The organism is Haloarcula sp. DT43 (genome assembly GCF_037078405.1).
Taxonomy (GTDB): domain Archaea; phylum Halobacteriota; class Halobacteria; order Halobacteriales; family Haloarculaceae; genus Haloarcula; species Haloarcula brevis.
Window position 1 is genome coordinate 347,696 of record NZ_JAYMGZ010000004.1, and the last position, 20,021, is coordinate 367,716.

A 20,021-nucleotide genomic window follows, 5' to 3' on the forward strand; every position below is an offset into this window, starting at 1 on the left:
ACCCGCTAATTAAGCACCCGAGCAGTAGGCATTTAAGCCGTCAGCGCACACTGGGTCATAATGTCAGACCCACGAATCGCCGGGGCCGGCGTGACCCACTTCGGGGAACACCCCGAGCGGACCGGTCGGGACCTGTTCGCCGAGGCCGGGCTCGAAGCCCTGTCGGCGGCCGGAATCGACCCGGAGGACGCTGAGGCGCTCTACTACGGCAACTTCATGGGAGAGCTCGCGGAACACCAGGGCCACCAGGGGCCGCTGATGGCCGAGGCCATCGGACTGGACGTCCCCGCCACTCGCGTCGAAGCCGCCTGTGCGTCGGCCGGTGCGGCCATCCGCGAGGCCGTCAAGACGATTCGGAACGGCGAGGCGGAGGTCGTGGTCGTCGGCGGCGCGGAGCGGATGACCAACATCGGGACGGCCGCGGCGACGGACGCGCTCGCCATCGCCGCCGACGACCTCTACGAGGTCCGGGCCGGGATGACCTTCCCCGGGGCGTACGCGCTGATGGCTCGGTCGTACTTCGCCCAGTACGGCGGCTCCCGCGAGGACCTCGCCCACATCGCCGTCAAGAACCACGAGCACGCGCTGGTCAACGAGCACGCCCAGATTCAGAAGGAAATCACCGTCGAGGACGCGCTGGAGGCCCCGACGATTGCGGACCCGCTCGGCCTGTACGACTCCTGTCCGATAACCGACGGGGCCGCGGCCGCCGTCCTGACGACGGAGGCCTACGCCGCGGAACACGACCTCGACGCCCCGGTCGCTATCACCGGGACCGGACAGGGCGGCGACAACCTCGCGCTGCAGGACCGACCGCACCTGGCACAGACGCCCGCCGCGGACAAGGCCGCCGAGGAGGCCTACGACGACGCCGGCGTCGGGCCCGACGACGTGGACGTCGCCGAAGTCCACGACTGTTTCACCATCGCAGAGGTGTTCGCAATCGAGTCGCTCGGGTTCTACGAGCGCGGCGAGGGCATCGCTGCCGCCCGGGACGGCGAGACGACCCGCGACGGCGACCTGCCGGTGAACCTCTCTGGCGGGCTGAAAGCGAAGGGCCACCCGGTCGGCGCGACCGGCGTCGCCCAACTGGCCACCGTGGCCTGGCTCCTCGACGGCTCCCATCCGCGGGCCGACGCGGTGCCCGACGGGACCGTCGGCGTCGCACACAACGCCGGCGGCACGGTGGCGTCCACGACCGTCCACGTCATGGAGGTGCAGGAATGACCGAATCCGCACGGGACGGGGAGTACGACGAGTGGCTCGACAGCATCGAGTCCGGCGAGGGCTACTACCTCGAATGTCCGAACGGCCACGGGTGGCTCCCGCCGCGACAGGTGTGCCCTCGCTGTCACGAGCGGGACCTCTCGCGGGTCGACCTGCCCGACTCCGGCGAGATTGCCAGCCACACCACGATTACGGTCCCGACGCCGCAGTTCGAGGACGACGCCCCCTACGTTACCGCTATCGTCGACTTCGGCCCGGTCTCGGTCACGGGACTGGTCCGCGACGTGGACCCGGACGAGGTTGCCATCGACGACGTGGTCGGTCTCGACGTCGGCGAGCGGGTGACGACCGGCGAACGGGCCGTCGTGTTCCGGCCGCGCTGAAACTCAGTTCTCGACCGTCACCGACGTCACCCTGTCGTGGACCACGTCGACGAACGCCTCGGGGTGTTCGACGTGGGGCAAGAGCAGCGAGTCGCCGAACACGACGAGCATCGCGTCGGCCTGTTCGGCCAGGGCACGGCCCTCTGACAGCGGCGTGATGTCCGCGTCCTCGCCCCAGACCAGCGTCACTGGTACGTCGAGACTCGCCAGCACCTCGCCGAGGTCCTCCTCGGGGTCGAGAAAGCCCGAGACGAACGACGCCGGTGCGAACCGCGCGCCGGGCTGGTGGCCGCTCTGCCACTCGTAGTCGACCACGTCGTCGGTGAGGTTGTCCATGTCGTAGTAGCCGTGGTCGGCGTGGAAGTGGCGGATGGAGGGCTTCGAAACGGTGAGGTTGTAGATGGCCTCGCCGACGACGGGCGCGCGCAGCAGCGAGCGGAGCCAGACGGTGCGGTTCCCCATCGAGGAGTCCGTCGGGCAGACGAGCACGAGTTCCTCGACCGCGACCTCCCGCGCCGCGCTGGCGGCGTAGGCCCCGGTCAGCGACGACGCGACGACGGTCGCGTCGGTGGTGTTGTCTTCGATGAAATCCCGCACGAAGGCCGTGTACAGCGACGCCGAGTACAAAAGCGGCGGCCGGTCGGTGTGTCCGAAGCCCGGCAGGTCCGGCGCGATGACGTGGTAGTCCTCGGCCAGCGTGTCGAACACCGTGTGGAACTCGTGGCTGCTGGCGGCGGCGTTGATGCCGTGGAACAACACGAGGTCCGGGTCCGACGGGTCGCCGGCCTCCGTGTACGCGACGTCGAACCCGCGCCAGCGGTACGTCCCCTGTTCCCCGTCGAGCATCGGTTCGAACGCGCCGGCCCGCGACTGGAGTACGCGGTTGGCCGCGGCTGTCGCGCCGACCGCACCGACGACCGCACCGAGCGCCTTGCGGAACTTCATGGTAGTGCCTTGGGGCCCGGGGCGTGTTATACATGCTGGAGAACGGCGGGTAACTCAGCCGGGCCGGCCCGTTCGGCGGCGGCCACGGCCGGGTCAGGCGTCGTCGCGGGGCTCGTCGAGACACTCCCGCAGCGGCGCGAGCACGTCGTCGACGACCGTGTACGGGTCGGTGTGGCGTTCGACGACGGCGTCGACGTACTGCTCGATGCCGCCCCGTCGGTCGAGTTCGTCGGAGAGCAGTTCGTTGGCGTCTTCTCTGAGCAGGGTCCGAATCTCGGCGGCGAAGCGCTCGCGCGCCTGCCGCTCGCGGCGGCCGGTCCGGTCCAGATAGTCTCCGTGGTCGGCCAGCGCGCCGAGGAAGTCCTCGACGCCCTCGCCCCGGTTGGCGACCGTCTCCACGATTGGGGGGGTCCACGCCTCCATGTCGCCCTCCGCGGGGTCGTCGGCGGACGCGGCGTCGGCGGCCGCGAGTTCGGTCGCGCCGTGGTGGCCGGTGTCGGGCCGCCCGCTCCGGCCCTGCAGCATCTCACGGAGCTGCTGGACCGTCCGGTCGGCCCCGTCGAGGTCGGCCTTGTTGACGACGAACACGTCGCCGATTTCGAGGATGCCCGCCTTGAGCATCTGCACGTCGTCGCCACTGCCCGGCGGGACGAGCACCGCGACCGTGTCGGCGGTGCGGACGATGTCGACCTCGTTTTGCCCCGCCCCGACCGTCTCGACGATTATCTTGTCCTTGCCGAAGGCGTCCAGCGCGGTCACGGCGTCGGTCGTCGCCGTCGACAGCCCGCCCAGCGAGCCCCGGGCGGACATCGACCGGAAGAACACGTCCATGTCACCGGCGTTCGAGGCCATCCGTATCCGGTCGCCGAGCACTGCGCCGCCGGAGAACGGCGACGACGGGTCGATGGCGATGACGCCGACGGTCTGGCCCCGCTCGCGGTAGGTCGCCGCCACTTTGTCGACCAGCGTGGACTTGCCCGCGCCGGGACTGCCGGTCACGCCGACGACATCGGCCGTCCCGGTGTGCTGGTGGAGCGCGGAGATTATCTCCCGGTACCCCGGCGACCGGTTCTCTATCTTTGTGATGACCCTGGCGAGGGCGCTGTGCTTGCCCGCGAGCAGGTCCTCGACGAGGTCGCTCATCGCTCGGGCGCGTGCTCGTGGATGTAGTCTATCATCTCCTCCATCGACGCGCCCGGCCCGAATATCTCGTCGACGCCCAGCTCGCGGAGTTCGTCCTTGTCGTCGTCGGGAACGATGCCGCCGACGAGGATGAGCCGGTCGTCGAAGGCGTCGTACTCCTTCAGGCCGTCGAGAATCTTCGGGACGAGCGTGTTGTGCGCCCCCGAGAGGATGGAGATGCCGACGACGTCGACGTCCTCCTGGACCGCGGCCTGCACGACTTCCTCCGGCGCTCGGTGGAGTCCCGAGTAAATCACTTCGAAGCCGGCGTCACGGAGCGCCCGGGCGATGACGTGTGCGCCGCGGTCGTGGCCGTCGAGTCCGACTTTCGCCACCAGACACCTGATGGTCCGTTCCGTCTGCTCCTGCTCGACACTCATGCCAGTACGTACCGCGCCGTGTGTTTTCATTCTTACCATGTTCATGATGAACCATGTCATTTACAGATACCCGCCACTGCGGCCGGTTTGCCCCGCTCTCTCCGGTCGCAGTCGGGCCGGCGGTCCGGGGCGGAACGAGTTCACGGAACGACAATTCTAAGTTCGCCGCCAGCGGCGTCTCACACAGTGCGAACAGTCGCCGTCATCCCCGCGTACAACGAGTCCAGCACCATCGGGTCGGTGATTGACGGGACCAGCCAGTACGTCGACGAGGTCGTCGTCATCGACGACGGGTCGTCGGACGACACCGCGGCCATCGCCCGCGAGCACGGCGCACACGTCGTCACCCACGTGTTCAACACCGGCGTCGGCGGGGCCGTCAGGACCGGCTACCAGTACGCCATCCGCCACGACTATGACTTCGTCGTGCAGGTCGACGCCGACGGGCAACACGACCCGGAGAAGATTCCGACGCTGCTTGCCCACGCGGAGGACGCGGACATGGTCATCGGCAGCCGCTACCTGAACGAGAGCATCGACGACTACCCGCTGGTCCGGCGTCTGGGCATCACCTTCTTTACGACCGTCGTGCGGAAGCTCGGCGGCATCGACATCACCGACGTGACCAGCGGCTTCCGCGTCTACCGCGTGTCGGCGCTGGCCGACATCCTCCACCGCTCGGACAACCACTGGGCGGTCGAGCAGACCCTCGACGCGGCCCAACGGGGTCACCGCATCGAAGAAGTCTCGATAGAGATGCCGATTCGGGACGAGGGCGAGTCGCAGTTCAGCCTCGACACGCTCGTGCTCTACCCGCTCCGGATGACCGACACGGTGTTTCGCGTCCTCCTCTTTCGCTAACCATGGTCCTCGGATTCGACTACTCACTGGTCAATCTCCTGTCGCTAGTCGTCGGGCTGGCCTTCCTCGCCAACGGCTACGTCATCGTCAGGAGCGAACGGGAATCGCTGGAGCTGTTCGTGATGTCGCTACTGCTGGGCGCGGGGCTCATCGTCGTCGCCGTCGTCCCCAACGTCTTCGAGGTCGTGGCGCGGCTGCTGGGCCTAGAGTGGAAGGCGCGTGCCATCCTCGTCGTCTCGAACCTGACGCTGTTCGTCGCGGTGACGTACCTGCTCAACCGCATCGGCCACATGTACGACCGGCTGTCGCGGCTGAACGAGGAGCTGAGCCTCCTCCGGAGCGAGCTGGAGGAACACCAGCTACGGACCGAGGACGAGCAGGATGACTGACCGGGCGGTGCTGTCGATAGATTTCGAGCTGTTCACCCAGACACCGGCCTACCGGAGCGCGTCGGGGACGACCGGCCGCGACGGCGTCGGCCTCGACGGCGGCCGGTTCTTCAGGGCGGCGCTCGCGGACCACGGCGCGACTGCGACCGCGTTCGTGGTGTCGTCGGTCGCCGAGTCCCACCCCGAGGCCGTGCGGGCGCTCGCCGACGCAGGGCTGGAGGTCGCCTCTCACACGCACACCCACCAGTTGCTCTCGGCCCTCGACAGCGACGGGCGACGGGCGGAACTGACCCAGTCGAAGGACGTGCTGGAGCGGGTCACCGGCGAGCGCGTCGCCGGGTTCCGCGCACCCGCCTTCGACATCACCGAGGACCACTTCGACCTGCTGGCCGAGGCCGGCTACGCGTACGATTCGAGCGTCGTCTCCAGCCGGTCGATACCGGGGTGGTACGGCGGCGAGTACGACGTCCACGAACCGGTGCCGGCGTCGGCGGTGCGCCCGGACGCGCCGGACACTATCACCGAGTTCCCGGCCAGTGTCATGCCCGGCCTGCAGTTGCCCCTGACCGGGACCTGGCTCCGGTTTTTCGGCCCGCGGTACACGGTACTGGGCATGAAGATGCTGGCCCGCCGGGGCCTGACGCCGATGCTGTACGTCCACCCGTGGGAACTGGTCGACCTGCCGGCCGTCGAGGGGGTGCCGACGCGGGTGTACGTCAGGACCGGCGACTGGATGCGGCGGGCCGTCGAGTACATCCTGGAGCGGGACTTCGAGTTCACGACGGCGCGGACGGTCCTGGAGGGTGGAGACACGACCGCGGCGCGGCTACGCGGGGGCGAGACGCCGTGACGAGCCGGGCGCGCGACGTAGGCATCACGGTCGCCCAGTACGGCCTGGCCGTCGCGGCGCTCGCGTGGCTGCTCACGCAGTTCGACATCGGGAGCGCGGTCGACCTGCTCGCCGGCGTCGAGTCCGGGACGGCGCTCGCAGTCGTCGCCGTCAGCGCCCTCGGCATCTGTGGCCGGGCGTACTCCTGGTACGCGGTCGTCAGGCCGCTCGCACCGGTCCGGTTCCGGACCGCCGCCGGGACGACGCTCATCGTGAACTTCGTCAACCAACTGCTCCCGTCGCGGCTCTCCGGGCGGCTGGCCGCGCCGTTCGTCCTCCGGAGCCAGACCGGGATGGCCTACAGCGACGCCGCCGCCGCGTCGGCGCTGCACACCGGCATCTTCGCGCTGTACTACGGCGTCGCGGCGACCGCTGGGCTCGTCCTGGCGGTGCCGTTGCTGCGGGTCGAACTCCTCCTGTTGCTGGCGCTGGCCACGAGCCTGTACTTCGCGGCCGGCCTCACGATACTGCTCGGGGGCCTCAACCTCTCGTATCTGGACCGGTTCATCGGCTGGCTGTCCGGGGCCGCGGCCCGGGTCCCGCGCGTCGGCGAGAAGCTGGCGGCCCGTCTCGACGGCCTGCTCGCGTTCACCGACAGCTCGACGGCGACGTTCCGGAGACTGGCGGGCGAGCCGGGAGTGTGGCTCCGCTACGCGGTCGGCTGGACCGTCGACCTCGTCCTCGCGCCCGGCGTCCGCGTCGGCCTGCTACTGGGGAGTTTCGGCGTGGCGTTCGAACCGCTGGTCGCGGTGCCACTGTACCTCCTGGTCGCCTACGCCGTGACGCTCCTGCCGCTGACGCCCGGCGGCATCGGCGTCACCGAGGCGACGGCGACGGCGGTGTTCGTCGCGCTGGGCGTCCCGGCGGAGGTCGTCGTCCCCGTCGTCTTCGTCGACCGGTTCCTGAGCATCTACCTGCCGTCGCTCGCGGGCTGGTATCCGTCCGTTCGACTCGACGTGGCGTCACTGACGACGGAATAGCCCCGGAGAATCAGAACGGCGGGTGACGGCTCGTGTCGCACTCGCCGTCCCGCTCCAGAATGAGAGTGTACTGGTTGGCCGCGAGCTCTTGCTCGTCGGCGAACTGGTCGGTGTGCGGGACGACGCCGAGCCGGAGCAGGTCGGTAAAGGAGCCGGGCGTCGGCCGCTGGGGCACGAAGTTCGGGGGCCGCTCGCCGAACTCGGCGACGATGCGATAGTTGTACTCCTCGTTCAGGAGGTTCCGGAGGTAGACGGCCTGCGCGTCACCGTTTCGGTAGTACGTGTCCTCCTTGAGATACAGCAGGTCACGGTACCCGACCTGGATGTATCGCGGGCAGGCCATTGCCGCCTCGGCCTCGGAGTCCTGGCCGGCGACGTGTCTGGCGGTCAGCGAGTGCGGGATGGCGGTGTCCTGGATGTGGACGCGGTACGTCTCGACCACGTCGCCCTCCTCGCTGTTGTCCTCCAGCCAAGCCACCGCCTCGTCTCGGGGCATCGACGCGAACTGCGCCGTCCCGACGCCGGCGTAGACTGCCGTCGTCACCAGCAGGACGGCCATCACCGGCTTGGCCAGCGATGCCGAGCGCTCGCGGAATTGCACCAGCCGCCCGGCGACGAGCAGCGCGACCAGCGGGAACGTCGGCAGGAGGTGATGGACGCGGAAGTCGTGCCACTGTGAAAACAGCAGGACGTAGGCCGTCAGTCCCGTCAGGACGAGGACCGTGCCGTGGAACGCCGACGTCCGGTCCCGGAGCGTGGCGACGGTCGCCACGACGCTGGCCGCGGCCGCGGCGAACAGCGGCAGTCCCAGCGCGCTGAAGTAGCCACGCAGGAACCACCACCACATCGGGGCGTCTGGGCCCGTCGGGTGGCTCATCCGCGAGGTCGAGCCGCCGAACACCCGCTCGACGAACGGCTCGGCCCCCGCGACGAGCGCCGTCGGGAAGCCTAGGACAATCGTAGCGAACCCGAGCAGTGCGCCGCTCAGCAGGAGCTTCGGCCGGTACAGCGTCTCCGTCAGCGGCGCGTCGGCGGCGTGGGCCCGGAGCAGGAAGGCGACGCCGATGAGCAGGACGACCGGCGCGGCCGTCAGTTTGAGCGCGATGGCGACGCCGCCGGCGACGCTCGCCGCCAGGAACAGCGTCCCGTCGTCGGTCCGAACGTAGCTGACCAGCAGGTACAGCGCCAGGAGGACGAACACCAGCGCCGGCATGTCCTCGCCGGCCTCCTTCGAGATGGTGAGGAAGCCGAAGGTCAGCGACAGCACGACGGCCGAGAGCCGGCCGGCGTCGCGCCCCTCGATAGCGACGCCGAGGCGGTACGTGAGATACACGGCACAGAGCGCGGCGACGACGTTGGTCAGCCGGATGGAGACGAGGCTCCAGGTCCATATCCACTCGGGCGTGGCGGCCCAGACCTCGTAGTGGCCGAACTCCCAGCCGGGGAAGGCGATGGCCGTGAACGCGCCCAGGTCGCCGGTCAGCGCCGCGACGAGGACGACGGGGAGGATGGCGAGCACGTAGAGGTACAGCGTCGCGCCGAAGGGGGCCCGCCCCCACTCGACGCCGGCCTTGAGCCCCTCGAAGGTCGGGTCTTCCAGGACCGACCCGTAGACGACCATGGCGTCGAGCAAGCGACTGTACTCGTCGCGGGTCGAGAAATTCGGGATGCGGTGCCAGAACCAGAACCCAACCATAACGGCCGCCAGCAGGAGGATATACCGGAGGTAGGGGTCGTCCCGGAGGTCCGACCGCACCTGTTCGACGGCACGTCGGGGCAGTGACCGCCAGCCACTCATCGTGTCACCGCTCCGGGGTGTGCGTTGAAAAGGCTGCCCTTCTCAGAAGTAGTCGGCATCGAACTCCCGGCGGAGGACGTAGTGGTTCGCGTACCCCCGGACGTACTTCCCGAACAGCGAGAGATACCCCTCGTCGGCCTCTCGGCGAGCGGACGTGGTGACACAGGAGTCGGCGTCGTAGACGATTCGCCCGCGGTCTTTCATCCGCAGGGACAGTTCCGTGTCCTCCATGAACGGGATGTCCTCGTCGAAGCCGCCGGCGGCCTCGAAGGCGTCGGCCCGGAAACTGCAGTTGAAGCCCGGTTGCTGGACGAAGCCCAGCGGCCAGGACACCCGATACCAGTAGTCCGACAGCAGTTTGAACAGCACGCGGTGTTTCAGGCTGTCTTCGAGCGGCCGCGCGGGGCCGCCGACCCCCACCACCGCGTCGTCGGTGTAGTGTCTCAGGTGCAGGCGGACCCAGTCGTCGGGGACGACGGTGTCGGCGTCGGTAAACAGCAACACCGGCGCCGTCGCGGCCGCGGCCCCGCGGTTCCTGGCAGTCCCGGCCCCGCCCTCGTCACACCGAACGACGGTGTCGACGAAGGGCGTGTCGCGGGCCACCTGCTCCGTCCCGTCGTCGCCGCCGACCACGACGACCAGTTCCACGGGCTGTGACTCGAAGGGAGCCAGACAGCGGGCCAGCGACTCCGCCTCGTTGTAGGCCGGGACGATGACTGCGGCATCCATCTGGCACGCCGCTACACCGCACAGACACAAATACCATCCGATGGGCCCGGGCGCGGTTCGCGGTTGGACTCGGCGTCCGGCCCGCCATGCGTGCAGTCGCTACAGAAACGGCCGACTGCAGTCAGTTCCCCTCTGCCTGCCCGCTCCCGTCCGTCACGGCCGTCGGGTCCGGGGACCCCACCGCCGCCGAGAGGTCGGCCCCGTTCGACGCGGCAAATTCGAAGGCGTCGAGCAGTTCCGAGAGGTCCTCGGCCTGGTCCGAGAGGTGGACCACGTCGTCGGTCACGCCCTCGATGGCCGCAGTCTGCTCCTCGGCCGCCGCGGCCGCGGTCTGTGCGCCAGAACTCGTCCGCTCGGTCATCGTGTCGAACTCCTCGACCATCGCCACCACTTCCTCCGCCGAGGCGGCCTGTTCGTCGGTCGCGTCGTCGACCGACTGGATGCCGCTGTTTACCTCCTCGACGTGGTCGAGGATATCTTCGAGGACACCGATGGTCTCGTCGACCGTCTCCAGGCCGTTGTCGACGCGCTCGTCCATCTCGTGGATGCCGTCGACGGCCTCGTCGGTCGACCCCTGAATCGTCTCGATGCGGTCGGCGATGCGCTGGGTCGCCTCGCCGGTCTCCTGTGCGAGGCCCTTGATTTCGTCGGCGACGACGGCGAAGCCTTCGCCGGCCTCGCCGGCGCGGGCGGCCTCGATTGAGGCGTTCAGCGCCAGCATGTTCGTCTGCTCGGCGATGTCCTCGATGACGCGGACGATTTCGCCGACCTGCTCCATCTCGTCGTCGAGCGACTCCACGTTGTCGATGGTCGACTCGGCCTGGCGCTCGATGGCCTCCATCTCGGATTTGGCCTCGGTCACGCGCTCGCTCCCGACGGACCCGAGTTCGGACGCCTGCGCGGACATCTCCGCCACCTCGTCGGTCGAGGAGGCTATCTCCTCGACGGTCGCCGACAGGTCGGTCATCTCGTCGGTGACCTGCCTGACGTTCTCGTGTTGCTGGTCGGTGTTCGAGGCGATTTCCTCGACGTTGTCGCTGACCTCCCGGCTCGCGTTCCGGACCTCCTCGGCGCTGGCGCTGAGTTCGTCCGTCGAGTCGTCGACCTGCCCGGCGAACTGAGTGACCGTGGTGAGCGTCTCCGAGAGCGTCTCCATCATGTCGTTGAACGCCGCCGCGATTTCGGTCATCGCCTCGGTCCGGCTCTCGGGGTCCATCCGCTGGGTGAAGTCCCCGTCCGCGGCCGCGTGCATCGTCGTGCTGAACGACTGGGCCTTCTCCCGGAGGTGCTCGTTCAGGTCTTCGGACGCCCGCTTCGCCTGCTCGGCGTCCTGCCGGGCCGCCTCCGCCTGCTGTTTGGCCTCCTCGGCCTCCTTCCGTTGTTTCTCGGCGACCTCGCGCTGTTCGACCGCCTCCGCGCGCTGGTTCGCCGCCTCCTGTGTGGCCGTCTTGAGGTCATCGATGGTGGCGATGGTCCCGGTTGAGGAGATGGCGACGACGCCGACGAGGACGGCCAGCAGCGAGGTGCCCAGCGCGTCCATTATCGCGCCGGCGACGCCGACCCACTCCAGGAAGACGACGCCGGTCCAGAGGAGTCCGAGCGCCGCGGCGAACGAGAAACTCGCCCAGAACCCCGAGTCGAGGTCGGTCTCGCGGTAGGTCTTGACGCCCAGCGCCACCGTCGCGGCGTAGGCGGCGACCGCGACGGAGTCCGCGAGGATGATAGGCGCGCTCATGGCTCTGGCCTCCCGCCGTCGGCGGCGACTTCCGGCCCGTCCGTGTCAGCCGCCTCGGAGCTGCCCTCGTCGTCGCCGAGGACCTGCTTCCGGCGCACGTACGCCGCAAACAGGAACGCGAGGCCCGACCCCATCAGCCCGAGGTAGTGCTCAGCGTAGTTGAGCACCGTGCCGAGAAACAGGTTCTCGACGTTGGTCACGACTGTCGCAAGGACCAACAGCACGTACCCGACCACGAACAGTCGGGAACTCCGTCGGTATCGCAACAGCACCGGGACGAGCCCGATAAGCGCGATAATCGGTAATACAGCCTTGTTTGGGTCTAAGGCGGCCAGGCCGGATTGCATACCCGCGAAAGGAGGCAATATATGATGATATACGTTACTGCCCCATTACAACTATTGAAAACGGGCTAGCTGTTTCTGGACTGAGGAGAACGCGTTTAATTGATTACAGCCGGCGTGTGAGCGCAATTCCGGCGATAACGGCGACGAGCGCGATAGCCGCGAGCGTCAGGAACAGCGCGGTCACGTTCGCAAAGGCGAGAATCCCCCCGGCGAGGCCGCCGCCGAGCGCGCCCACGCCGAACACGCCCAGGTAGGTGAAGCCATACGAGAGCCCGCGGGCTCCGGCGGGCGTGTGCTCCGCGACGGCGGCCTGATACATCGGCTGGACGACGAACAGCGCGACGCCGAGCAGCGCGCCCAGGACTATCAGCGGCCCGAGACCCGCGCCCGATGCCGGCACGAACAGCACCGCGAGGGCGGCGAGTACCAGGAACGAGCCGGCGATGCCGTACTCGACGGGTATCCGGTCGCTGAGTTTGCCGCCAGCGTACTGACCGAGGACGCCGATGAGCAACAGGCCGGCGTAGAAGTAGTCCTGTGGCTTGAGCGTCTGGCCCGCTCCGGCCTCGATTCCCAGCGCGGCGAGGACGCCCGACGGCAACAGCGTCTCGACGGGGACCGGCTCGAACCCGGGCAGGTCCCGGAGCAGTTCCGGGAGGAAGGTGAGGACGCCGCGATAGTACAGCCCCGAGCACATGACGACGACGAACACGAGCAGGAAGCTCCCGGTCAGCAGGTGCTTGCTCTCGGTGAGGAACTCCCCGACGGAGTCGATGCCGCTGCTGGCCTTCGAGCCGCCGTCGGTCGCGGCCGTCACCGCCGCCGTCTCGTCGAAACTCGCCCGCGAGGCGTAGACGGCGGCGAGCAGCGCGGGCACGCCCAGCACGAGCGCGACGGTCTGCCAGTCGGCGACGAGCAGGAGGACCGCGGCCACCAGCGGTCCCAGGCCGATGCCGAGGTTGCCGGCGACGCCGTGGTAGGCCAGGCCGGTGCCGCGCTGCTCGACGCCCTTGCTGATGAGCGAGAGCCCGGCCGGGTGGTACACGCTGGCCGAGAGGCCCCAGAGGACCAGCGCCAGCGCGATGACGAGCATGCTCGGAGCCAGCCCCAGCAGGATGTAGGACCCGCCCATGCCGAGCAGACAGCCCGTGATGAGCCGACGGGAGCCGATGCGGTCGACGACGATGCCACCCGGGAGCGCGCCGGCCCCGAACAGGCCGTACCCGACGGTCACGATGACGCCGACGGTCGCCGTCGTCACGTCGAACTGGGCGATACCGAGGTTGATGACGTCGAACTCGGTGAGCCAGATGACGACGAATATCGGGACCGCCATCTCGTAGGTGTGGACCAGGCCGTGTGCCAGCATGACCAGCGCGGTTATCGCTCGGTCGTTCGCGTTCACACTGGTGTCCGCGTCGGCCGTCGGCAAGTGCGTGGCGGTTTCGCGCATCCGGGCGGCCACCCCCCGAACTCAGGGGTGGGTTTTTATGTCCGAACAGTTTAGGCCGCAAGTGTGAGCAAGATAAAGGTGTCACTCCCAGACCAGGTCGACTCGGACATCCAGCGACTCGTCGAACAGGGCGAGTTCCTCAACCGCGACCAGGCCGTGGAAGACCTCCTGAAGCGAGGGATTTCGGCCTACAACACCACGACGGAGGAGACCGAGACGCTCGACGAAGAAATCTTCGACCAGACGGCCTCCGAACAGCAGGACCCCGCGATGCAGGACGACTTCCTCTAGTCGCGGTTCCGCGAGAGTCTGCCGTCGTCGTCGGATGCCCGCTGTCCGGAGCCGTCGCCGTTCTGCCGGCGCTGTCTCGTCCGTGCGCCGGGTTTCGGTCCCCTGTCGAACGACTCGTAGGGCGTTTCGGCGATGCTCTCCGGGATGATGTACCACGCGAGGGCACCGCCGACGACAGTGCCGCCGAGGAGGATGCCGGCCACCGTTGCTATGTCGGCACCGCCGTGCAGGGTCACCAGCCCCATCGAGACGCCGACGAGGAGCGCGAAGCCGACCTGCAGGTACCTGAGAAAGCGCCGCCGGTCGGCGTCCGTCATCGAGGGCCCGACCATCAGCGACCCCCGGGACGGGCGGCGCGTGTCCGTTCGGCCATCAGTAGAAGCCCCGCTCTACGTCTTCCTCGATGACGTCCTCGAACTCCGCGTCGAGGAGTTCCTCCGCTTCTTCGAACGTCTCGGTGAGGTCGCCCATCCGGTCGGGCCGGTCGTGGTGGTCGAACTCCATCGGGCCGTACGCCGGGGAGTCCATCGCGTCCATCACGTCCTCCAGCAGTGCCCGTGGCGACGTAGGGGCGTCCGCGTGCGTTTCGAGCACTGTTTCGAGGTTCTTGGCTTTCTCCTTGGCGTCGTCCTCGTCTTCGGGCCCCTGCTGGACGCCGAAGATGCCCGAGCCGTCGGTCGGGAACAGCGGGTCGATGTCGTCGTCGATTCGGCGGGCCACCTGCGACCCGACGCCCTGTACCTCGAAAGGGTTCTTCGCGTAGGTCTTGAGCTGGTAGACGCCGGCGTCGGGGTGACCGAAGTAGATGTCCTCGCCGATTCCGTTCGCGCGGTCGCCCCCGACGGCGCGCCAGTCCCCCGGATTGGCATTGCTCTCCATCACGTCTTCGAGGATGTCCTGCCAGTCGCGAACGCGCATTGTCAGTCTCACGTTCGGCCCGGGCCAGAATGAACCCATCGGTCCGGAGTGTCACGCCGGCACCGCGGGGCGGGCGAACGCCTTTACTCCACGGAACAGCCAGACGTGGTATGGAGAGCGAACGCAACGTCCTCGGCGGGGAGCTGGCTCCCTGTTCGATGGACCCGGTGACGGGGTTCATGCGCGACGGCTACTGCTACCCGCTCCAGCGCGACCCCGGCCGACACGAAATCTGTGCCGTGATGACTGCGGCGTTCCTGGAGTACAGCAAGGCCCAGGGCAACGACCTCGTGACGCCGCGGCCGGACCTGAACTTCCCGGGCCTCGACCCCGGCGACCACTGGTGTGTCTGTGTCCCGCGCTGGGTAGAGGCCCACGAGGCCGGCAAAGCGCCGCCGGTGAACCTCGCGGCGACGAGCGAGGACGTGCTCGAAGACGTGCCGCTGGAGACGCTGGAGGAGTACGCCGCCGACACGGAGTCCGATGCCGACAGCCAGCGCGAGTGAGCCACGGCGCGAACGACTTTTGAGTGGTCGCCCCGTCGCTTGGGTCGTGCAACAGGGGAGGGCCACTCCGTGAGCGTCGACCGCGTCCGGGGCGTCGTCGTCGAGGTCGAGGAGCCGAAAACGGTGAACACGCAGTACGGCGAGAGCGACCTCTGTGAACTGACGGTTCGGCCGGAGCGCGGGGCCGGCGAGCCGACGACGGTGACGCTGTGGGGCAAGTGGACTGAGACCGCCGAGGTCATCGAACCGGGCATGGAGGTCACCGTCTACAACCCCGACGAGCGGGAGTACCGGGGGGAACAGCAGTACTCCGTCGGCGGCGACGCCGCCCTCGTCGTGGAGCCGGACTTCCTCGTCGACGTGACCGACATCCGGTCGTGGGTGCAGTGCCCCCGGATGTACTACCTCAACAAGCTCGACGGCGCGGACCACGCCTATCCGCTGGTGAAGGGGACCGTCGTCCACGAGGTGTTCGGCGACCTCCTGCGGGGCCGGGACATGGACGAGGCCATCGCGGAGCAGGTCGAGGCGGCCGGACTGTCCATCGGCCTGCTGGGCCGCGAGGCCGACGAGGTGGCCGGCGACGTACGCGACCACGCCGCGGCAATCCAGGGGTGGCTCCAGCAGGGGACGCTAACCGAAACCGACAAGTGGCGCTCAGAGATGACGCTCATCTCCGAGCGGTTCGGCATGAAGGGGCGTGCCGACGCCGTCCGCCGGGGGATGCCGGTCGAACTCAAGACGGGCAAGAACACGAAGCGCGAGCCGCGCTTCCAGGACAAGATTCAGGCGACGGCCTACGCCCTGATGCTCGGCGAACGAGCGGCCGGGGACGGCGGGAGCGCCGTCGATGCCGCGCCGGACACGGGGACGCTCCTGTACACGAAAAACGCCGCCGTGGACCGCAACGAAGAGAGCGGCGACCTCTCGCCGGCCAAGGAGTTCTCCATCGGCAGCGGCCTGCTGAACTACGTCGTCCGCGCCCGCAACGAAATCGCGGCGATGGAGTACGACAGGGACGTGCCGACGGGCTACGAGGCAAACGCCAAGTGCGAGTACTGCTTCGAGCAGGACACCTGCATGGCCGTCTCCGGCCGCCTCGACCAGGAGTCCAAGGCCGGCCAGGTCGGGCGAGCGGTGCCCGACGAGGAACTGGCGTACTTCGAGCGGTTCTACGAGGCCGTCGAGGCCGAGCGCCGCGCCGTCCACCGCGAGTACGCGAAGCTCTGGGAACAGACGCCCGAAGAGCGGGCCGACGACGACCGCGCGCTCGTCGGCCTCGAACCGGCCGGCCGCCGCGAACTCGACGGCGGTCGCTGGGAACTCCGCGCAAAGGCCACGGGGGCCGTCTCGAAGATACGCGAGGGGAACCTCGTGCTCGCAAGCGACGGCGACCCGGTGACGGGCAACGCCGAACTGGCGCGCGTCGAGCGCCTCGGCGACGAGGTGGTCGTCACCGTCGACGAGCCACTGGAACTGCGACGACTCGACGTGTACCCCTCCGAGCTGACGACCGACCGGCTCCAGAACGCGCTCCACGACGCCGTGCTCCTCCAGTCGCCCGAGCAGAAGGATGTGCTGTTCGAGCGGCGCGACCCGGAGTTCGCCGCGGTCGAGGAGACGTTCATCGACAACAACGACGCCCAGAACGAGGCCGTCCAGTTGGCGGTCGGCGCGGAGGACTTCGCGCTCGTCCACGGCCCGCCGGGGACGGGCAAGACCTACACGCTGGCCCGGATGGTCCGGGCGCTGGTCGAGGGCGACGGGCGGGACTCGGACGGGGAGAGCGGCCAGCGCGTCCTCCTCTCGGCCTTTACCAACCGCGCCGTCGACAACCTCATCGAGGCGCTCGAAGACCAGGGCTTCACCGACATCGTCCGCGTGGGGACCGAGAGCGGCGTCCGCGAGGACATGCAGGAGTATCGGCTGGAGACCAGCGGCGACCCCGGTGAGTGCGCCGCTCGACTCCAGACCGCGCAGGTGGTGGCGGCGACGACGGCCACCTGCGGCGGGACGACGCTCCAGACCCAGGAGTTCGACGTGGCCGTCGTCGACGAGGCCGGACAGCTCACCGAGCCGGGGACGCTCGCCGCGACGACGCTGGCCGACCGCTTCGTGCTGGTCGGCGACCACCAGCAACTGCCGCCGGTGGTCCAGTCAGAGGACGAGACGCTGTCGACCTCGCTGTTCGAGCGGCTCATCGACGCTCATCCCGAGGCCGGCGTCATGCTGGACCGCCAGTACCGCATGGCCCAGCACATCCAGGCCTTTGCCTCCCGCGAGTTCTACGACGGGCAGTTGCGGCCCGCGACGGGTGCGGTGGCCGCCCAGCGCATCGACCACCTCGACGGCGTCTCGCTGGACGCGCTGCCGGCACACCTCCGCGACCGCGTCTCATTCGTCGACCCCGACGGGAGCCAGCGGGGGAACACGAACCCCGCAGAGGCCGACGCGGTCGCCGAGGTGGTGGCGGCCTACCGCGAGGCCGGCGTGCCCGCCGACGACATCGGCGTCATCGCGCCGTACCGGGCCCAGGTCGCCGAACTCTCCAAGCGCCTGCCCGACGTGACCGTCGACACGGTGGACCGGTTCCAGGGGTCGAGCGAGGAGGTAATCGTCATCTCCTTCGTCGCCACGGGCGCGCTCGACGGCCCCATCTTCGAGGACTACCGGCGCATCAACGTCGCGCTGACGCGGGCGAAGAAGGCGCTCGTCCTCGTCGGCGACGCCGACGCGCTGGCGACCGACGAGGTGTACGGCCGGATGGTCGAGTGGGCGCGCGGGTAGTCAGGCCTCGCTGGACTGCTCGGCGGCGTCGCCGCCCCGCTCGCTCCGTCTGGCGTGTTCTCTCCCGGCGCGACGGGCGGCGATATCCGCCCGGAGCCGTTCCCGCAGCGTGTCCCTGAGCTGTCCCGCGGTGCCCTCGTCGACGTCGTACACCCGGGCGACGCCACCCAGTAGGCTCGACGAACTCGCCGTGTCGGCCCCGACCGTCGCCAGGTCGCGGCGGCGCTGGAACGGCGACCGCGTGACGAACACCGTCTGGAGCCGGTAGTACGGGACGACGCGGGTCGTCCGCCGCCAGAACCCGCTCCGGGTCGCAAGCACCGAGTCGTCCAGGTCGAACCCGCGGTGTCGCCAGCGAAGGTGTGCCGCCGGTGCGACCGGGAGAAAGAGGAGAGCGGCGAGCCACCAGTAGCCCGTTCCCAGCACCAGCGAATCGACGGCGTAGGCGACCGCGGTGAGGCCGGCCGCAGCCAGCGAGAAGCGCGCGAGGTAGCGCCGTCGGGCGCGTTTCGGCGGCCGGTCGAAGTCTAGGTCGGCGAACGGTTCGATGTCGCGGGCCAGTTCGTACACCTCCTCGCGGGGGGCGAGGGGGACGGCGACGCCCTGCGTCGACTGCTGATTGCCGCCGCTGTACCCGGCCGTCTCGACGGCCAGCGTCGCGTAGCCGAACCGCCGCATCAGGACGTTCTCGCGGATGGTGACCGTCTGGACCTTCTCCAGCGGGATGTTGCCGCTGTACCGGCGCAGGAGGCCGCGCTCGTACCGGAGGTCGCCGTCGGCCCGCGTGAGCCGGAAGCCGTGGTACTCGACGACGGTCAGCGCCACGCTGACGACCAGCGCGAGCAGGAGGAACTGGACGACAGAGAGCGCGGCGAAGACGACCAGCCGCGGGGTCGGGGGCGTCCCGACCAGCCAGCGGACCACCGGCCCGCCGAGCGACGCCCCGACCAGCGTCGCGTTGAGCCGCAACACGGCGCGGACGACATCCATCCCCAGCGGCAGCGACGCCAGCGTCAGGATCGGCGCAGCGGGGCGCACGGAGACGAGCGCGTAAGTCAGGAGCTCCCGCCGGTCGAACGCGAACAGGAGCGACCCGTCCGGCCGGCCGTCGCTGTCCGCGTCCGGTGCTGGCGAACTCCGGTCGGCAGCCGTCCGTGAATCGCCAGTCTCCGCCGGCGAGGGACCGGTCGCCCCCGGGAGGTCGGCGTGGGCGGACCGGCCGCTCGTCACGCTCTCGGACGGCGAAGCGCCGGCCCCCTCCTCCGCGGTTGCGTCGCGGTCGTGGGTCCGCACGTAGTTTCGCAGCCGTTCGACCTCGCGCTCGTCGACCGCGTCCAGCGTCGCCTCCGTCGCGCTGCCGCCGGCCGTCTCGAAGCGGACGACCGCGAGCCCGAGCAGGCGGTTGAGGACGTTCTGCTCGACGTCCAGGTTCTGGACCCGGCCCAGCGGAATCTGGCGCGACTGTCTGGCGAAGACGCCCGACTCGACGGTCAGCGTGTCGCCGTCGAGTTCGTACCGAAAGCGGAGGTACCGCGCCAGCGCGTAGCCGCCGAACGCGACCGCGCCGAGGACCGCCAGGACCGGCACCCCGAACCACGGGAGGTCGAGCATCCCGGTCCCGAGCGACCCGCCGAAGAAGCCGAAGAAGCCGCCCTGCAGGACGGCCCGGCCGATTCGGACGACGGCGCTCCGCGGGTGGAGCCGGTTCATACCGCGTCCGTGGCCTCGCTCTCGTTTGCGAGGTCACGTAGCTGCTCGCGCAGTTCGGTGGCCCGTTCGGGCCGCAGGCCGGGAATCGTGATGTCCGCGCCGCGGGTCCCGGCGGTGTAGACGACGACGCTGGCCAGCCCGACGGCCCGCTCTATCGGGCCGCGGGTGGTGTCGACGTGCTGGACGCGGACGTACGGGACCGACGTGTCGGTCCGGGTCACGACGCCGCGGAGGAGAAAGAGCGCGTCGTCCTGCAGGTCGAAGCGCCAGATGCGGTGGGCGGCGACGGCGTGGGCGACGCCCAGTACCACGAGCACGACCCAGCCGCCGACGACCACCATCGCCGGTAGCGAGACCGCGAACCGGTCGACCAGGTAGGCGACGACGCCGAGCACCGACGCTTGGATGACTGTCGACAGAACCCACAGCAGTCTCACCCGCGGGTGGAGCGACTCCATGCCTCATCCGAGGGACCGGCCGCGGATTAACGGTTTGGCTCCGGGCCGGAGTC

21 protein-coding genes are annotated in these 20,021 nt (G+C 69.2%); 9 read left to right on the forward strand and 12 right to left on the reverse strand.

The window, feature by feature from the left end:
• Positions 1 to 60: 60 nt before the first annotated feature.
• Positions 61 to 1,227, forward strand: coding sequence for a thiolase domain-containing protein (locus tag VI123_RS16490; RefSeq protein ID WP_336339155.1), 1,167 nt, complete (start codon positions 61 to 63; stop codon positions 1,225 to 1,227).
• Positions 1,224 to 1,610, forward strand: a complete 387-nt coding sequence (locus tag VI123_RS16495) for a Zn-ribbon domain-containing OB-fold protein (protein WP_336339156.1) — start codon at positions 1,224 to 1,226, stop codon at positions 1,608 to 1,610. Before VI123_RS16490 ends, VI123_RS16495 begins: the two co-directional genes overlap by 4 nt.
• A gap of 3 nt (positions 1,611 to 1,613) precedes the next feature.
• Here the strand turns inward: VI123_RS16495 and VI123_RS16500 are convergent, their stop codons facing one another.
• The 3 genes from VI123_RS16500 to VI123_RS16510 form a co-directional block, all read right to left on the reverse strand.
• A complete protein-coding gene (locus tag VI123_RS16500; protein WP_336339157.1) occupies positions 1,614 to 2,555 on the reverse strand; it encodes an alpha/beta fold hydrolase in 942 nt (313 codons plus the stop codon).
• Positions 2,556 to 2,648: 93 nt separating this feature from the next.
• On the reverse strand, positions 2,649 to 3,698 hold the full coding sequence (gene meaB, locus VI123_RS16505) for a methylmalonyl Co-A mutase-associated GTPase MeaB (protein ID WP_336339158.1): 1,050 nt from the start codon (positions 3,696 to 3,698) through the stop codon (positions 2,649 to 2,651).
• Positions 3,695 to 4,117 (reverse strand): cobalamin B12-binding domain-containing protein, encoded by a 423-nt coding sequence (locus VI123_RS16510; protein ID WP_336339159.1) that lies wholly within the window; start codon positions 4,115 to 4,117, stop codon positions 3,695 to 3,697. Before VI123_RS16510 ends, meaB begins: the two co-directional genes overlap by 4 nt.
• 186 nt (positions 4,118 to 4,303) lie before the next feature.
• On the opposite strand from VI123_RS16510, the gene VI123_RS16515 reads away from it, so the two are divergent.
• Genes VI123_RS16515 through VI123_RS16530 form a run of 4 tightly spaced genes read left to right on the forward strand, consistent with a single transcriptional unit; the run spans position 4,304 to position 7,236 of the window.
• Complete coding sequence (locus tag VI123_RS16515; RefSeq protein WP_336339160.1) at positions 4,304 to 4,978, forward strand: glycosyltransferase family 2 protein; 675 nt, start codon at positions 4,304 to 4,306, stop codon at positions 4,976 to 4,978.
• 2 nt (positions 4,979 to 4,980) lie between these two features.
• The gene (locus tag VI123_RS16520) at positions 4,981 to 5,367 is read left to right on the forward strand and encodes a DUF2304 domain-containing protein (RefSeq protein ID WP_336339161.1); all 387 of its coding nucleotides are present in this window, start codon (positions 4,981 to 4,983) and stop codon (positions 5,365 to 5,367) included.
• Positions 5,360 to 6,217, forward strand: coding sequence for a polysaccharide deacetylase family protein (locus VI123_RS16525; RefSeq protein ID WP_336339162.1), 858 nt, complete (start codon positions 5,360 to 5,362; stop codon positions 6,215 to 6,217). Before VI123_RS16520 ends, VI123_RS16525 begins: the two co-directional genes overlap by 8 nt.
• Complete coding sequence (locus tag VI123_RS16530; protein ID WP_336339163.1) at positions 6,214 to 7,236, forward strand: lysylphosphatidylglycerol synthase transmembrane domain-containing protein; 1,023 nt, start codon at positions 6,214 to 6,216, stop codon at positions 7,234 to 7,236. The genes VI123_RS16525 and VI123_RS16530 overlap by 4 nt, the downstream gene beginning before the upstream one ends.
• 10 nt (positions 7,237 to 7,246) lie before the next feature.
• On the opposite strand, the gene VI123_RS16535 is transcribed toward VI123_RS16530, so the two are convergent.
• The 5 genes from VI123_RS16535 to VI123_RS16555 form a co-directional block, all read right to left on the reverse strand.
• On the reverse strand, positions 7,247 to 9,034 hold the full coding sequence (locus tag VI123_RS16535; RefSeq protein WP_336339164.1) for an ArnT family glycosyltransferase: 1,788 nt from the start codon (positions 9,032 to 9,034) through the stop codon (positions 7,247 to 7,249).
• A 42-nt stretch (positions 9,035 to 9,076) separates the two neighbouring features.
• Complete coding sequence (locus VI123_RS16540; protein ID WP_336339165.1) at positions 9,077 to 9,763, reverse strand: glycosyltransferase; 687 nt, start codon at positions 9,761 to 9,763, stop codon at positions 9,077 to 9,079.
• A 121-nt stretch (positions 9,764 to 9,884) separates the two neighbouring features.
• Positions 9,885 to 11,498 carry a methyl-accepting chemotaxis protein gene (locus tag VI123_RS16545; protein WP_336339166.1) on the reverse strand — a complete coding sequence of 538 codons (1,614 nt, stop codon included), beginning with the start codon at positions 11,496 to 11,498 and terminating at the stop codon, positions 9,885 to 9,887.
• Positions 11,495 to 11,845 carry a hypothetical protein gene (locus VI123_RS16550; protein WP_336339167.1) on the reverse strand — a complete coding sequence of 117 codons (351 nt, stop codon included), beginning with the start codon at positions 11,843 to 11,845 and terminating at the stop codon, positions 11,495 to 11,497. Before VI123_RS16550 ends, VI123_RS16545 begins: the two co-directional genes overlap by 4 nt.
• A gap of 103 nt (positions 11,846 to 11,948) precedes the next feature.
• Positions 11,949 to 13,298, reverse strand: coding sequence for an MFS transporter (locus VI123_RS16555; RefSeq protein ID WP_336339168.1), 1,350 nt, complete (start codon positions 13,296 to 13,298; stop codon positions 11,949 to 11,951).
• Between the two features lie 63 nt (positions 13,299 to 13,361).
• Here VI123_RS16555 and VI123_RS16560 point away from each other — a divergent pair, with 63 nt between their 5' ends.
• Positions 13,362 to 13,589, forward strand: a complete 228-nt coding sequence (locus VI123_RS16560; protein ID WP_004518043.1) for a ribbon-helix-helix domain-containing protein — start codon at positions 13,362 to 13,364, stop codon at positions 13,587 to 13,589.
• Here VI123_RS16560 and VI123_RS16565 read toward each other — a convergent pair.
• Positions 13,586 to 13,921 carry a hypothetical protein gene (locus tag VI123_RS16565; RefSeq protein ID WP_336339169.1) on the reverse strand — a complete coding sequence of 112 codons (336 nt, stop codon included), beginning with the start codon at positions 13,919 to 13,921 and terminating at the stop codon, positions 13,586 to 13,588. The two genes, VI123_RS16560 and VI123_RS16565, sit on opposite strands and share 4 nt — an antisense overlap.
• 40 nt (positions 13,922 to 13,961) lie before the next feature.
• Positions 13,962 to 14,507: a hypothetical protein gene (locus VI123_RS16570; protein WP_336339170.1), complete on the reverse strand. Its 546-nt coding sequence runs from the start codon at positions 14,505 to 14,507 to the stop codon at positions 13,962 to 13,964.
• Between the two features lie 110 nt (positions 14,508 to 14,617).
• Here VI123_RS16570 and VI123_RS16575 point away from each other — a divergent pair, with 110 nt between their 5' ends.
• Both VI123_RS16575 and VI123_RS16580 read left to right on the forward strand, forming a co-directional pair.
• The gene (locus VI123_RS16575; RefSeq protein ID WP_336339171.1) at positions 14,618 to 15,013 is read left to right on the forward strand and encodes a DUF2237 family protein; all 396 of its coding nucleotides are present in this window, start codon (positions 14,618 to 14,620) and stop codon (positions 15,011 to 15,013) included.
• A gap of 69 nt (positions 15,014 to 15,082) precedes the next feature.
• The gene (locus VI123_RS16580; protein ID WP_336339172.1) at positions 15,083 to 17,800 is read left to right on the forward strand and encodes an AAA domain-containing protein; all 2,718 of its coding nucleotides are present in this window, start codon (positions 15,083 to 15,085) and stop codon (positions 17,798 to 17,800) included.
• On the opposite strand, the gene VI123_RS16585 is transcribed toward VI123_RS16580, so the two are convergent.
• Together VI123_RS16585 and VI123_RS16590 are read right to left on the reverse strand one after the other, a co-directional pair.
• Positions 17,801 to 19,510: a PH domain-containing protein gene (locus VI123_RS16585; RefSeq protein WP_336339173.1), complete on the reverse strand. Its 1,710-nt coding sequence runs from the start codon at positions 19,508 to 19,510 to the stop codon at positions 17,801 to 17,803.
• Positions 19,507 to 19,968 carry a PH domain-containing protein gene (locus VI123_RS16590; protein ID WP_336339174.1) on the reverse strand — a complete coding sequence of 154 codons (462 nt, stop codon included), beginning with the start codon at positions 19,966 to 19,968 and terminating at the stop codon, positions 19,507 to 19,509. Before VI123_RS16590 ends, VI123_RS16585 begins: the two co-directional genes overlap by 4 nt.
• Positions 19,969 to 20,021: the final 53 nt, after the last annotated feature.

What these genes read in the sequence shown, in the direction of transcription:
- VI123_RS16540 (WP_336339165.1), bottom strand. Translation starts at nt 9,763, where the DNA reads ATGGATGCCGCAGTCATCGTCCCGGCCTACAACGAGGCGGAGTCGCTG.
- VI123_RS16510 (WP_336339159.1), bottom strand. Translation starts at nt 4,117, where the DNA reads ATGAGTGTCGAGCAGGAGCAGACGGAACGGACCATCAGGTGTCTGGTG.
- VI123_RS16535 (WP_336339164.1), bottom strand. Translation starts at nt 9,034, where the DNA reads ATGAGTGGCTGGCGGTCACTGCCCCGACGTGCCGTCGAACAGGTGCGG.
- VI123_RS16500 (WP_336339157.1), bottom strand. Translation starts at nt 2,555, where the DNA reads ATGAAGTTCCGCAAGGCGCTCGGTGCGGTCGTCGGTGCGGTCGGCGCG.
- VI123_RS16490 (WP_336339155.1), top strand. Translation starts at nt 61, where the DNA reads ATGTCAGACCCACGAATCGCCGGGGCCGGCGTGACCCACTTCGGGGAA.
- meaB (WP_336339158.1), bottom strand. Translation starts at nt 3,698, where the DNA reads ATGAGCGACCTCGTCGAGGACCTGCTCGCGGGCAAGCACAGCGCCCTC.
- VI123_RS16495 (WP_336339156.1), top strand. Translation starts at nt 1,224, where the DNA reads ATGACCGAATCCGCACGGGACGGGGAGTACGACGAGTGGCTCGACAGC.
- VI123_RS16520 (WP_336339161.1), top strand. Translation starts at nt 4,981, where the DNA reads ATGGTCCTCGGATTCGACTACTCACTGGTCAATCTCCTGTCGCTAGTC.
- VI123_RS16550 (WP_336339167.1), bottom strand. Translation starts at nt 11,845, where the DNA reads ATGCAATCCGGCCTGGCCGCCTTAGACCCAAACAAGGCTGTATTACCG.
- VI123_RS16545 (WP_336339166.1), bottom strand. Translation starts at nt 11,498, where the DNA reads ATGAGCGCGCCTATCATCCTCGCGGACTCCGTCGCGGTCGCCGCCTAC.
- VI123_RS16570 (WP_336339170.1), bottom strand. Translation starts at nt 14,507, where the DNA reads ATGCGCGTTCGCGACTGGCAGGACATCCTCGAAGACGTGATGGAGAGC.
- VI123_RS16585 (WP_336339173.1), bottom strand. Translation starts at nt 19,510, where the DNA reads ATGAACCGGCTCCACCCGCGGAGCGCCGTCGTCCGAATCGGCCGGGCC.
- VI123_RS16590 (WP_336339174.1), bottom strand. Translation starts at nt 19,968, where the DNA reads ATGGAGTCGCTCCACCCGCGGGTGAGACTGCTGTGGGTTCTGTCGACA.
- VI123_RS16565 (WP_336339169.1), bottom strand. Translation starts at nt 13,921, where the DNA reads ATGGTCGGGCCCTCGATGACGGACGCCGACCGGCGGCGCTTTCTCAGG.
- VI123_RS16575 (WP_336339171.1), top strand. Translation starts at nt 14,618, where the DNA reads ATGGAGAGCGAACGCAACGTCCTCGGCGGGGAGCTGGCTCCCTGTTCG.
- VI123_RS16555 (WP_336339168.1), bottom strand. Translation starts at nt 13,298, where the DNA reads ATGCGCGAAACCGCCACGCACTTGCCGACGGCCGACGCGGACACCAGT.
- VI123_RS16525 (WP_336339162.1), top strand. Translation starts at nt 5,360, where the DNA reads ATGACTGACCGGGCGGTGCTGTCGATAGATTTCGAGCTGTTCACCCAG.